Here is a 12,842-nt window from a genome sequence, read left to right on the forward strand (position 1 = left end):
ATAGGGATAAAGTGGCGAACGCGGGGAACTGAAACATCTAAGTACCCGTAGGAAAGGACATCAACCGAGACTCCGGAAGTAGTGGCGAGCGAACCCGGACCAGGCCAGTGGCGATTGAGAGACAAGCGGAACCTTCTGGAAAGTAGGGCCATAGTGGGTGACAGCCCCGTACGCGTAATGCAATCAATCGTCCTCGAGTAAGGCGGGACACGTGAAATCCTGTCTGAAATTGGGGGGACCACCCTCCAAGCCTAAGTACTCGTGCATGACCGATAGCGAACTAGTACCGTGAGGGAAAGGTGAAAAGCACCCCGACAAGGGGAGTGAAAGAGTACCTGAAACCGATTGCCTACAAACAGTGGAAGCCCAAGGTTCGTCCTGGGTGACCACGTACCTTTTGTATAATGGGTCAGCGACTTAGTGTGACGAGCAAGCTTAAACCGCTAGGTGTAGGCGCAGCGAAAGCGAGTCTGAACAGGGCGTTCAGTTCGTCGCATTAGACCCGAAACCGAGTGATCTAGCCATGAGCAGGTTGAAGGTAAGGTAACACTTACTGGAGGACCGAACCCATAACTGTTGCAATAGTTCGGGATGACTTGTGGCTAGGGGTGAAAGGCCAATCAAACTCGGAAATAGCTGGTTCTCCGCGAAATCTATTTAGGTAGAGCGTCGACCGAATACCCCAGGGGGTAGAGCACTGGATGGGCTAGGGGTCCTCACCGGATTACCAAACCTAACCAAACTCCGAATACCTGGGAGTACTAGTCGGCAGACACACGGCGGGTGCTAACGTCCGTCGTGAAAAGGGAAACAACCCTGACCTACAGCTAAGGTCCCCAAGTTATGGCTAAGTGGGAAAGGATGTGAGGATCCCAAAACAACCAGGATGTTGGCTTAGAAGCAGCCATCATTTAAAGAAAGCGTAACAGCTCACTGGTCTAAATAAGGGTCTTTGCGCCGAAAATGTAACGGGGCTAAAGCCATACACCGAAGCTTAGGGTTTGGTCCGCAAGGGCCAAGCGGTAGCGGAGCGTTCTGTAAGCTGATGAAGCCATACCCGTGAGGGGTGGTGGAGGTATCAGAAGTGCGAATGCTGACATGAGTAACGTAAGGGGAGTGAGAGACTCCCCCGCCGAAAGACCAAGGGTTCCTGCTTAAAGCTAATCTGAGCAGGGTTAGCCGGCCCCTAAGACGAGGCGGAAACGCGTAGTCGATGGGAACCACGTTAATATTCGTGGGCTTGGAGGTAGTGACGGATCATTGAGGTAGTCCAATCTTATCGGATTGAACGGGCTGCTGCGTGGTTCCAGGAAATAGCTCCTCCTTATAAACCGTACCCGAAACCGACACTGGTGGTCTGGTAGAGTATACCAAGGCGCTTGAGAGAACTATGCTGAAGGAACTCGGCAAATTGCACGCGTAACTTCGGAAGAAGCGTGACCCTTTTCCACGCAAGTGGAGGAGGGTGGCACAGACCAGGGGGTAGCGACTGTTTATCAAAAACACAGGGCTCTGCGAAGTCGCAAGACGACGTATAGGGTCTGACGCCTGCCCGGTGCTGGAAGGTTAAGAGGAGGGGTGCAAGCTCTGAATCGAAGCCCCAGTAAACGGCGGCCGTAACTATAACGGTCCTAAGGTAGCGAAATTCCTTGTCGGGTAAGTTCCGACCTGCACGAATGGCGTAACGACTTCCCCGCTGTCTCCAGCATAGACTCAGTGAAATTGAATTCCCCGTGAAGATGCGGGGTTCCTGCGGTTAGACGGAAAGACCCCGTGCACCTTTACTATAGCTTTACATTGGCATTCGTAGTGGCATGTGTAGGATAGGTGGTAGGCTTTGAAACCTGGGCGCCAGCTCAGGTGGAGCCACCCTTGAAATACCACCCTTATTACTATGGATGTCTAACCGCGGCCCGTTATCCGGGTCCGGGACAATGTATGGTGGGTAGTTTGACTGGGGCGGTCGCCTCCTAAAGAGTAACGGAGGCGCGCGATGGTGGGCTCAGAACGGTCGGAAATCGTTCGCTGAGTGCAATGGCATAAGCCTGCCTGACTGCGAGACTGACAAGTCGAGCAGAGACGAAAGTCGGTCATAGTGATCCGGTGGTCCCGCGTGGAAGGGCCATCGCTCAACGGATAAAAGGTACGCCGGGGATAACAGGCTGATGACCCCCAAGAGTCCATATCGACGGGGTTGTTTGGCACCTCGATGTCGACTCATCGCATCCTGGGGCTGGAGCAGGTCCCAAGGGTATGGCTGTTCGCCATTTAAAGCGGTACGTGAGTTGGGTTCAGAACGTCGTGAGACAGTTCGGTCCCTATCTGCCGTGGGTGTAGGAATATTGAAAGGATCTGTCCCTAGTACGAGAGGACCGGGATGGACGGATCTCTGGTGGACCTGTTGTGGCGCCAGCCGCATAGCAGGGTAGCTATATCCGGACGGGATAACCGCTGAAGGCATCTAAGCGGGAAACCCACCTTAAAACGAGTATTCCCTGAGAACCGTGGAAGACGACCACGTTGATAGGCCGGGTGTGGAAGAGCGGCAACGCTTGAAGCTTACCGGTACTAATAGTTCGATCGGCTTGATCGTTCTCATTCCTTATGCTCATCGTGAACACGATGTTCTGGCCAGCGCTCACGCATGAGCGGCCCCTCTGGGGCCTGTGCTCCGCGAGGGCGCCGGAAAGCCGGCGACGCGCAGTCGCGCTTGCGGGCTTACGCCCGGGGCGCCCTGCAATGAACGTCGCCATTGGCACGGAAAGACGGGCAAACGGCACAAGCCAATAGCGAGCGGGTATCCCCTACTCACTATTCCCTGCTGCCTAATCCCTAACCCAGCTTCTCGAAAACAACGTGCGTTTTGCCGACCTGGTGGTTATGGCGGAGCGGCTGCACCCGATCCCATTCCGAACTCGGCCGTGAAACGCTCCAGCGCTGATGGTACTTCGTCTCAAGACGCGGGAGAGTAGGTCGCTGCCAGGTCTGCCAAACGCACGTTGAACTCACATCCAACCGGATGTCAGTGAAATCTTCTCTTTACGAACATGGCCCGCCAATCGGGAAACCACGGGCCGCGAAAGCGGCCCTTTCATTTGGTGAGCCAGCTATCTATTTGTAAGCCATCCTAGTCATAGGCATCGGCTTACGTCCAAAGCAGGCAAACGCTTGCTTAGATCAGCAAGCAAAACGCTTGCTGAGGGTTGACGCGGGGTGGAGCAGCCCGGTAGCTCGTCAGGCTCATAACCTGAAGGTCACAGGTTCAAATCCTGTCCCCGCAACCAAACCTAAAACGGCCCGCTCAAGCGGGCCGTTTGCATGTCTGGCGGCAAGTTCCAGACAATGAGGAGTGCCTCTCGCCGGCAATCGAACGGCACGGCTCCGCGCGCGAATGTAAGTTCTTGCTGACAATGTCGCGCGCCCGGCGGCATCATGCCGTTTCGAGGCGACGCGCGCGCTTTCTCTCGGCCGCCGCCAGCAAGTCGACGAAGGCGCGTACCTTGGCGGGCCGGAAGCGGGCGGGCGGGAAGACCGCGTGGATACCGCCGGTCGGCAAGGTCCAGCCGGCGAACACCGGCACCAGCCGTCCCTCGGCGATATCGTCATTGACACTGTAGTCCGGGAATATGCCCAGCCCGATGCCGGCAAGCACACAGGCCAGGGCGGCCGGGCTCTTGTCGCACATGATGACCGGATTGAGTTCGGTCAGCACCGTTTCCCCATCCCTGGAAAACAGCCATTGGCCGATGCCGCGCAGCTGCGCGTTGCCGACCCAGGCCAGCGATCTTGCCTGGTGCGGACCGACGTCGGATGGCAGGCTTGCGGCAAAGGCCGGGCTTGCCACCACGATCTGCCGTATCGTGCCCAGGCGCCGTGCCTGGTTGGAGGAATCGGCAAGCCAGCCGACGCGGATGCCGAGGTCGATCTGCTCGTCCACCAGATTGCTCACCGCGTCGTCGAAGATCGCCTCGACGCGCATCTGTGGATAGGTCTTCAGATAGGCGGCCATCACCGGCGCGACCACCTTAGCGCCATAGTCGAGCGGGGCAGTCAGCCTCAGCATTCCGGCGGGCTCGACCGCCCCGTGCGAGATCTCGCCATAGGCTGCCTCTGCCTCGCGCAGGATGATGATCGCGCGGTCATAGAAGAGGCGCCCCTCTTCTGTCGGCGTGACACGCCGCGTCGTACGCCGCATGAGCGTTGCGCCCAATTCTTCCTCAAGCTTGCCGATCTGGTGGCTGACCACGGCCTTGGCTACGCCCAGCCGGTCCCCCGCCACGGTGAACGAGCCGGTCTCCATGACCGTGGTGAAGTAGACGAGCCGATTGAGATTCAGAAGCTCGGCCATATGACCTGCCTTTGTCTGATTTGATCGGACAGTTTGTATTATTGGCTCTGGTTTATCGCAAGGTCGCCGTCTGCCACATATTGCCAGCACATTCCGGTGGGCCGCACCCGATGCCCACAGCAAGGACAGTATGATCGTGAGCAATCCGGACGTGACCTATCTTTTCGATCCGCTCTGCGGCTGGTGCTACGGCGCCTCCCCGATGCTTGACAGGCTGTCGGCCAGCGGCGTGCGCATCGAACTGCTGCCGACCGGCCTGTTCTCCGGCGCAGGGGCGCGGCCGATGGATGAAGCTTTCGCTGCCCACGCCTGGGCGAACGACCAGCGCATCGAGCGCCTGACCGGGCAGAAGTTCACGCAGGCCTATCGGCGCGATGTCCTCGATGTCCGTGGCACCTTGCTCGATTCCCATGCCGCCACGCTCGGCATCAGCGCTGCTGGCCTGGAACGTCCCGGCGGCCGGCTGACGGCGCTGAAGGCGATCCAGCGGGCGCGTTATGTCGATGGCAGGGATATCGTGACGATCGACGGTGTCGCAGAAGTGCTTGCCGCCGCCGGCATGGCGGATGCTGCCGGCCTGCTGCAGTCGCCGACGGAACGGCTGATGAAGGCGCACCGCGAACTCGTCGGCCAAGGCCGAACGCTGTTCGAGCGCCTTCATGCCGACGGCGTGCCTTCGCTCGCGGTCATCCGCAACGACGCGCCCCGGCTCATCGGTTCGAACGCACTGTTCGGCAGCTTCGACAATCTTGTCGCCCATATCGCGGCGGCGTGATCTCTCCCAACTAACCCCAGCAAGGAACGGAAAAAGACATGGCAAAAGTCGCTCTCATCGGTGCATCGGGCGCCGTCGGTTCGCGCATCCTCAAGGAACTCTCGGATCGTGGCCATACAGTCACCGGCATTGCGCGACACCCGGAAAAGATCGCTGCGCTGCCCGGCGTCACGGCCAGGAAGGGGGATGTCTTCGACAGCCAAGCTCTCGCCGACCTGATCCGCGGCCATGACGTGGTGATCAGCTCGGTGCATTTTCTGGACAGCGACGCCGACACGCTGATCGCGGCGGTGCGTGCTTCCGGTGTGAAGCGCTACCTCGTTGTCGGCGGCGCCGGCAGCCTCGAGGTCGCGCCAGGCAAGCGTCTGGTCGATACCCCCGAATTCCCTGCAATCTACAAGGCCGAGGCACAGAAGGGCGCCGACTTCCTCGACAAGTTGAAGACCGTCGGCGATCTCGACTGGACGTTCCTGTCGCCGTCCGCCATGTTCATCCCTGGCGAGCGCACCGGCAAATTCCGCCTCGGCAAGGACACGCTCCTCGCCTCGGACAAGGGCAGCAGCATCTCCTTCGAGGACTACGCCATCGTCATGGTCGACGAGATCGAGAAGCCTGCGCATGTCAGGCAGCGTTTTACGGTCGGCTATTGATCAAACTGACTGACGTCCTGGTTCAGCCAGGTACATCCAAGCGGGCGGCCATGACCGCTCGCAGCCATGCCGTGATGGCATCGAAGTCGATCGGTTTTGTCGTGTCGACGTCGAAGAGCGGTCCGCGCCGCAGCGGTTCGGCACGCTTGGCGAGCTCGATCAGTTCGGGGATATAGGCGGCACCGGGATGGCCAGCGGGGCGCTGGTCGAGCCGGGCGCCATAGCGCTCGGCAAGGACCTCGCCGGGCGCGTGGCACCAGATTTCGACGGTCTGTTCGACCCCAGCTTTTCGCAGATAGTCCTCAAGAACTTCACGCGGCTGAAAGCCGAACCAGGCATCGATGACAAAGGTGCTGCCTGCCGGAGCTTCGCCGACGGCCGACCAGATCGCCTGATAGCTGGCGCGGCCGAGCGTGCGGTTGAATTCGCGGTCGCCGCCGCCAAGCACTTCGAGGAACGGATTCTTGATCGTGTCGAGCGCGAGCAACGGCCATCCCATGCGGTCGGCGATGCCGCGCGAGACGGTGCTCTTGCCGCTTGCGGGAATGCCGTTGACGAGCACGGCACGCCTGGCGTGGCTGGACTGGGCCAAGCGCGGAACCGGACCTGTGCCCGGTTCCATGGCGAGTGCCTGGAGGCCAGCGCCGATCACGCCGGCGTCGTCGCCGAGCTGCGCGGGTTTCACCGGGCATTGATACCAGGGCGCCAGCGCCGGCGCTCGGCCGAGTGCTGTATGTGCTGCCCGGCCAAGGCCGCCGCCAAGCAGCACCATGTCGGGATCGAGCACGGCAACGGCCGTGTCGATGGCGGCACGCAACGGTCTCGCCCAGGCGTCGAGTATGCCGCGCGCCTGGATGTCGCCGGCCGCATCGCGGGCAAAAAGCTGATCGACAGAAATGTCGGCGCCGAGCCCGGCGCGCGCAATGTGGCGGCCGAGCGCGGTGCCTGAACTGGTGGTCTCGACGCAGCCGCGCCGGCCGCAGGCGCAAACCTCGCCGTCGACATCGACGGTGATGTGGCCAAGCTGGCCCGCCGTTGCCGAGCCACGCGTAATCAGGCGATCTTGAGCGATGGCGCCACCAATGCCGGTGCCTATGGTGAACATGACGATGTTGTCATGGCCGCGCCCGGCGCCGAGCGCCATCTCGGCGGCCAACGCCATGTTGCAGTCGTTGTCGATGATGACGGGCTTGCCTGTCATGTCTTCCAGGCGCTGCGCCAGCGCAACCGAAGCGAGGTTGACGTAGCCACCCGACAGGACGGCGCCGCGCCGCGCATCGACACGGCCGGGGACGCCGACGCCGATGGCCTTCACATCGGGCGTGTCGAGAAGGCGCACCATGTCGGCGATGCGGCCAAGCACCAGCTCCGGGTCGGGCGCGCTTTTTTCGGAAACGCGCTTGAGGATTTCACCGGTCCCGGAGACGCGGGCGGCACGCAGATTGGTGCCGCCTATATCGATCCCTATGCTGAGGGGCATGACGTCCTGCATCTGTTTTTCCGCAAATTCCGGACGCAAAACCGCTTCACACTTTTGCTGGAACAGCTCTAGTCCAAACGCAATTGTCAGGCAGCGGCTTTTTGCCGGTAGTGCCCGATCACGGCCTGGATCTCACGCAGTCGCGGCACTGCGATGGTCTTAAGCCTTTCTCGCTGGATGTCACGGTCGAGGGAGATGCAGTCTTTCCACAGCGAACGGCCGGCGATGACGCCCGAGGCGCCGTTCTGCATGGCGATCTCGACCTGGCCGAGGAATGTTGCGTGGTTGACGCCGGCCGAAAGCACCGCCCATGGCACCTCGCCGGCCATTCGGGTGATGTTGGCACAGGCTTCGGGCGTGCCGGGATAGGGAAGCTTCAGCACCTTGGCGCCGCATTCCAGCGAGATTCTGGTGCCTTCCTCGACAAGCCATGGCGTCCTGGCCGCATAGTCCTCGGGGCTTTCGCCTTCGAGCGGATAGGTCAGGAACTCGACGACCAGCAGCAGGTCCTCCTTGCCGAAATCGGCGATGCACTGGCGCAGGATGGCGATGTTGTGTTCGTTGGCTTGCGGCTTGTCGGCCCGCAGATACACCATGATTTTGCCGCCGGTGCCGCCCAGGGCGCGGACACGGCGCGCATCGATGCCTGGAACCAGGCGTGACAGCCGGTAGCCTTCGGGCGAGACGTCAAAACCGGAGGCGTCGAGGCCGATGAGCAGTGCCGTATCGCGGTTCAAGACGCCCTCGTCGACGATGCGCGGCACCGCGCAGAGCGGGTCGAGCAGCACGCAGGATGCAGCACTGGCGAGGTAGCGCGTGATGTCAGCCTTGGTGTCGCCGAGCATGTCGTTGGTGATCCTGGCCTGTTCTACCGGATCCGATGCCAGCAAGGTCCGCATGCCGCCGCGCTGGTCGCAGGCGATGGCCACCATGGCCCCGTCCTTGCCGCATATCTGCTGGTAGCCGCGCAGCTCCGCGGTGGTCATCTTCGTCATGATCTTCAGTCCGATGTTGGCGCCGTCTTACCGACGGCGCGGATCCCGTGGAAACAACAATGTTCAGTTCTGCCCGCCTTTGCCGGCGGGAGATTTTTTGCCGCGTGGTGCGCCGTCCGCTCTCGAAAACCGTGCCCGCCGGCATTGCCGCATGGAAACGGCCCCACGTTGCGAGTTGGCTGGATTTGCGCGATAACTCCCATCGGCGTATACGTGTGTAACACGTTGCTGAAAGGAATTGCAAGCTGTCTGTTCCCTCCATCCAGGATGCGACCGCGTCGCGGACATTGCTGCACACGGTCGCCAAGCTGCACTATTTGGAGGAGATGTCGCAGGTCGACATCGCGCGGCAGCTCGGTGTCTCCACCGCGACGATTTCGCGCCTGCTGCAGCGGGCGCGGACAGAAGGGATCGTGCGTATCGAGGTTCTCGATCTGGCGACGCCGGAGGACATCACCAGGCAGTTGATCGACGGGTTGAAACTGCGGGATGCCGCGGTGGTCGAGACGCCGGCGGCAGGCACGCTGGCGGCGCTGGCGGCACCGCTTGGCGGGCTGCTCAGGCAGGCGCAACTGGTGGCAGGCTCCGTGGTCGCCATCGGCTGGGGGCGCGCCGTGCGCGAAGTGATCCGGGCCGGCCTGCCGCGCATACCGGGCGTGCTCACCGTCGCCGCCACCGGCGGCATGCAGCAGCACGCGGCGCATTTTCAGGTCAATGAGTTCGTGCGGCTTGCCGCCGAGGAGTTCGGCGGCACGCCGCACTTCATCCATGCACCCTATCTGCCGTCCACGGAGTTGCGGGATGTCTTCCTGCGCGATGTCGCCATCCGCGACGCCGTCGCCTTGTGGGAGAAGACCGACATCGCGATCGTCGGTATTGGCCTGCCGCATGCCATCAATGCGCCGGAGGCAAGTGCCGCCACGCCGAGCGAGCAGGCGTTGGTCCATGCGGCCGGTGATGTGCTTCGGCATTATTTCGATGTCGAGGGGCAGCCGATCGCGTGGGAAGGGGAGAGCCGGATGATCGCCATGTCGCCGGCACAGCTTCGCGCCGTGCCGCAGGTGATCGGCCTTGCCGCATCGCCAGAGAAGGCGACGGCAATCATCGGCGCGGCTCGCGCAGGGCTGATCAACACGCTGGTCACCGATACGAAGACGGCGCAGGCCATACTCGCGGCGCTTGCGCAGCGATAGGATCGGCAGGACATTGGCGGCGGGATGGAGCCGGCTGCGAAAACAAGTTGTGTCGCCGAGAGGCGCGGGCAATAGTTTGCTGGGGCTCCACGGAGCAGTCGGATGTCGTACGGTGTGAAAAACCCGGCGCTGCAAGCTCGGAAAAACCGAGTTGCAATTTATTTCTGCAAAGTGTTACAAGTCAGGATGCCCGCCAGCAAGGCGCGGCGGGGGCATAGTTTGCCGGACCTCGCGGAGGCAGGGGAATGGGGCTGTGGCCAAGTGCGCCGGTCTGGCTGACCGGCTGACATATCGACTGGAGGGCGCTTGGGAGGAAAGCTGCCCGTGACGGCAAACAGGCGTTTAAGCCGCCTTGTCCCCTAGTGGACAGCGGCCATTCCAATGTCACTTGCAACGGCAGATCTGCCAACAATGAGGAGGATGTCATGAAGAAGATTGTTGCCGCGCTCGCGGCGCTTGCCGTCACTGCGACGGTGCTGATCGCGCCCGCGCAGGCGCAGGACAAGAAATACACCATTGCGCTCATTCCGGGCCTCACTACCGATGGTTTCTACATCACCATGCGCAAAGGCGCCCAGGCGGCTGCCGATGCGCTTGGCGTAAACCTGGTTTTCCAGGGCGCGCCGGAATTCAACCCAGTCACCCAGGTGCCGGTGCTCGATGCGGTCATCGCCAAGAAGCCTGACGCGATCCTGATCGCGCCGACCGACAAGGTTCAGCTGGTCGAGCCGCTGCGCAAGGCCAATGAAGCCGGCATTCCGGTCATCACCGTCGACACCTTCATCGGCAACGGCGCCTACCAGACCGGCGCGGGTGACGCGGATTTCCCGCTGTCCTACATCGCCTCGGACAATGTGCTCGGCGGCGAGATTGCCGCTCGCGCGCTGGCCACCGCCGTTGGCGACAAGGGCAAGGTCTATGTCTCGAACGTCAAGCCTGGCATCTCGACCACCGACCAGCGTGAAGAGGGCTTCAAGAAGGAGATGGCCAAGCATGCGGGCATCACCGTGCTGGAGACCCAGTTCAACGACGACGATGCCAACAAGGCGGCCTCGCAACTGCAGGCCGTGTTCGCGCGCAATCCGGACCTGGTCGGCGTGTTCGGCGCCAATTTGTTCTCGGCGCTGGGCGCGGCCAATGGCGTCAAGCAGGCCGGACAGACGGGAACCGTCAAGGTGGTCGCCTTCGATGCTCCGACCAGCATCGTCGACAACATCAACACCGGCCTGGTGGACGTGGCGATCGCCCAGCATCCCGCCGAGATCGGCTATTACGGAGTCGTTTCGGCCTATGCCCACCTGACCGGCCAGTCGATTCCGGTCACGATCGGCACCGGCTTCACGATCATGGACAAGTCCAACATCGCGGATCCGAACATCTCGAAGTATCTCTACTCCGAGTAGTCCAGACGAGCCCGGCTCTTCCCGGTCCGCCGGGAGGAGCCCGTGCCGGGTCCACGCCGGAGGCGGGACCTTTTTTGATGGCAGCCGCGGAGTATCCATGACCTCCACATCACCAGCCCAGCCGGCCGAGAAGCATGTCGCCCCTCAGGCCGATCACGGCGATCCGGCCAGGAACTGGATCGCACGCATAGCGGAGGCGCGCGCCTGGCTGTTCCTTGCCGGCCTGATCATCTGCTTTGAGATATGGTCGAGGACCGACTTCGGCGCGACCTTCGTGCTCAATCCGTTCAACCTGCAGTCCATCGCGATCTTCGCCGTGGCGCCGCTGCTCTTGGCGACAGGGCAGACCTTCGTCATCATCTCGGGCGGCATCGACCTGTCGCTCGGCTTCATCATGGGGCTGGCCGCCGTCATCGCCGCGCATGCCACCAACATGGCGGGCGCGGCCATTCCCTTGCCGCTGGCGATGCTGGCAGGCATCCTTGCCGCGGTCATTGTTGCCGGCGTGCCGGGCGTCATCAACGGCTTGCTGATCTCGCGCCTCAGGGTTCCGCCTTTCATCGGCACGCTTGGCATGTTCGGCGTCGCGCGCGGTGCCGCCTTCCTGCTCGCCGGGGGCACGACGGTGCCGGTGCAAAATTCGTGGTTCGCGCTGCTCGGCAACGGCAAGTTCCATGGCGTCCCCTATCTGGTGATGATCGCCGCCGTCTTCGTCGTCGTGATGCACTATCTGCTCAGCCAGACCCGGTTCGGCCAGCACAATTATGCCATCGGCGCCAACGTGCAGGCGGCGCGGCGCGCCGGCATCGACATCAGGGGCCACATCCTTCGGCTCTATGTGCTGTCGGCGATGTGCGCCGGCCTTGGCGGCGCGCTCTATGCCGCGCGGTTTACCGCGGGTGCCGCGCAAGCCGGCGAGCCTTTGCTGCTCGATAGCGTCGCGGCCGTGGTGATCGGCGGCGCCAGCCTGTTCGGCGGCTCCGGCACCATCTTCGGCACGGTCGCCGGCGCGCTGGTGATCGCGGTCATCCAGTACGGACTGGTCTTCGTCAATGTCGAGCCGTTCTGGCAATTCATCGCCGTCGGCATCGTCATCATCATTTCCGTTCTCATCGACCAGGCGCAGCGCCGGTTCAGTGGAGCCCGTCAGGATGAATAGCACCAACCAGAACGCACCCCTGCTGGAAGTCCGCAACCTGTCCAAGCACTTCGGTGCCGTGCGGGCGCTAAACGACTTCTCGATGGCCGTGCGGCCGGGTGAAGTGGTGGCGCTCGCCGGCGACAATGGCGCCGGCAAGACGACGTTGATCAAGGCGATATCGGGCGTGTTCCAGCCGACCGGCGGCGAAATCCTGCTCAGGGGTCAGCCGGTGACGTTCGCGACGCCGCAGGAGGCGCGCGAAAAGGGCATCGAGACGATCTACCAGGACCTCGCGCTTGCCGACAATCTGTCGATCGGCGCCAACATCTTCCTTGGCCGCGAACCGATGCGCAAGGCGTTCGGCTTCCTGCCGGTGCTCGACCGCAAGGCAATGGCCACGGCGGCCAAGGAGACGATGGGGCGGCTGGATTTCCACGTCAGCCGGCTAGAAGCCCCGGTCAGCAACTTCTCCGGCGGCCAACGCCAGGCCGTCGCCATCGGCCGCGCCGTCTACTGGGATGCGCAGATACTGATCATGGACGAGCCGACCGCAGCCCTTGGCGTGCCGGAGCAGCGCAAGGTGATTTCGCTCATCCACCAGCTCAAGGCGCAGGGGCGCGGGGTGATCTTCATCTCGCACAATCTGCAGGACATCTTTGCCGTCTCGGACCGCATCGTGGTGTTGCGACGCGGCATCCAGGCCGGCGAGCGCAAAATCTCCGAGACTAACCATGACGAAGTCGTCAGGCTGATGGTCGGCGGCTAGAGCATTTCACCGTTTCACGGAAACGGCGACCCGCTCTATCTCTTTGTTTTTACGCAATTCCCAAGGGAAAGCGCTACGCGCTTTTCCCGGG

General features: G+C 62.1%; 9 protein-coding genes, 1 tRNA gene and 2 rRNA genes (1 of these 12 only partly in view). 9 read left to right on the plus strand and 3 right to left on the minus strand.

Annotated elements, in window-relative coordinates; all coding sequences use genetic code 11:
• From X743_RS164970 to X743_RS164960, 3 genes are all read left to right on the plus strand, one after another.
• A 23S ribosomal RNA gene (locus tag X743_RS164970) occupies positions 1-2,593 on the plus strand (it extends 229 nt beyond the left edge of the window).
• 277 nt (positions 2,594-2,870) lie between these two features.
• A 5S ribosomal RNA gene (gene rrf, locus X743_RS164965) occupies positions 2,871-2,985 on the plus strand.
• Between the two features lie 222 nt (positions 2,986-3,207).
• Positions 3,208-3,284: transfer RNA gene (locus X743_RS164960), tRNA-Met, on the plus strand.
• Between the two features lie 146 nt (positions 3,285-3,430).
• Here X743_RS164960 and X743_RS164955 read toward each other — a convergent pair.
• On the minus strand, positions 3,431-4,348 hold the full coding sequence (locus X743_RS164955; protein WP_023763943.1) for a LysR family transcriptional regulator: 918 nt from the start codon (positions 4,346-4,348) through the stop codon (positions 3,431-3,433).
• A gap of 136 nt (positions 4,349-4,484) precedes the next feature.
• Here X743_RS164955 and X743_RS164950 point away from each other — a divergent pair, with 136 nt between their 5' ends.
• Both X743_RS164950 and X743_RS164945 read left to right on the plus strand, forming a co-directional pair.
• Positions 4,485-5,123: a DsbA family protein gene (locus X743_RS164950; protein WP_023763944.1), complete on the plus strand. Its 639-nt coding sequence runs from the start codon at positions 4,485-4,487 to the stop codon at positions 5,121-5,123.
• A 38-nt stretch (positions 5,124-5,161) separates the two neighbouring features.
• Entirely contained in the window at positions 5,162-5,773 is a 612-nt protein-coding gene (locus X743_RS164945) for an NAD(P)-dependent oxidoreductase (protein WP_023763945.1), read from the plus strand.
• A gap of 22 nt (positions 5,774-5,795) precedes the next feature.
• Here the strand turns inward: X743_RS164945 and X743_RS164940 are convergent, their stop codons facing one another.
• Together X743_RS164940 and X743_RS164935 are read right to left on the minus strand one after the other, a co-directional pair.
• The gene (locus X743_RS164940; RefSeq protein ID WP_023763946.1) at positions 5,796-7,265 is read right to left on the minus strand and encodes an ROK family protein; all 1,470 of its coding nucleotides are present in this window, start codon (positions 7,263-7,265) and stop codon (positions 5,796-5,798) included.
• A 74-nt stretch (positions 7,266-7,339) separates the two neighbouring features.
• Positions 7,340-8,248 (minus strand): tagatose-bisphosphate aldolase, encoded by a 909-nt coding sequence (locus tag X743_RS164935; RefSeq protein ID WP_023763947.1) that lies wholly within the window; start codon positions 8,246-8,248, stop codon positions 7,340-7,342.
• Between the two features lie 287 nt (positions 8,249-8,535).
• Between X743_RS164935 and X743_RS164930 the strand changes: the two genes are divergently transcribed.
• The 4 genes from X743_RS164930 (at position 8,536) to X743_RS164915 (ending at position 12,751) form a co-directional block, all read left to right on the plus strand.
• Positions 8,536-9,441: a sugar-binding domain-containing protein gene (locus X743_RS164930; protein ID WP_023763948.1), complete on the plus strand. Its 906-nt coding sequence runs from the start codon at positions 8,536-8,538 to the stop codon at positions 9,439-9,441.
• Positions 9,442-9,866: 425 nt separating this feature from the next.
• A complete protein-coding gene (locus tag X743_RS164925) occupies positions 9,867-10,844 on the plus strand; it encodes an ABC transporter substrate-binding protein (protein ID WP_023763949.1) in 978 nt (325 codons plus the stop codon).
• A gap of 97 nt (positions 10,845-10,941) precedes the next feature.
• Positions 10,942-12,003, plus strand: a complete 1,062-nt coding sequence (locus X743_RS164920) for a ribose ABC transporter (RefSeq protein ID WP_023763950.1) — start codon at positions 10,942-10,944, stop codon at positions 12,001-12,003.
• On the plus strand, positions 11,996-12,751 hold the full coding sequence (locus X743_RS164915; RefSeq protein ID WP_023763951.1) for an ATP-binding cassette domain-containing protein: 756 nt from the start codon (positions 11,996-11,998) through the stop codon (positions 12,749-12,751). Before X743_RS164920 ends, X743_RS164915 begins: the two co-directional genes overlap by 8 nt.
• Positions 12,752-12,842: the final 91 nt, after the last annotated feature.

The organism is Mesorhizobium sp. LNHC232B00, assembly GCF_000502435.1.
Taxonomy (GTDB): Bacteria; Pseudomonadota; Alphaproteobacteria; order Rhizobiales; family Rhizobiaceae; genus Mesorhizobium; species Mesorhizobium opportunistum.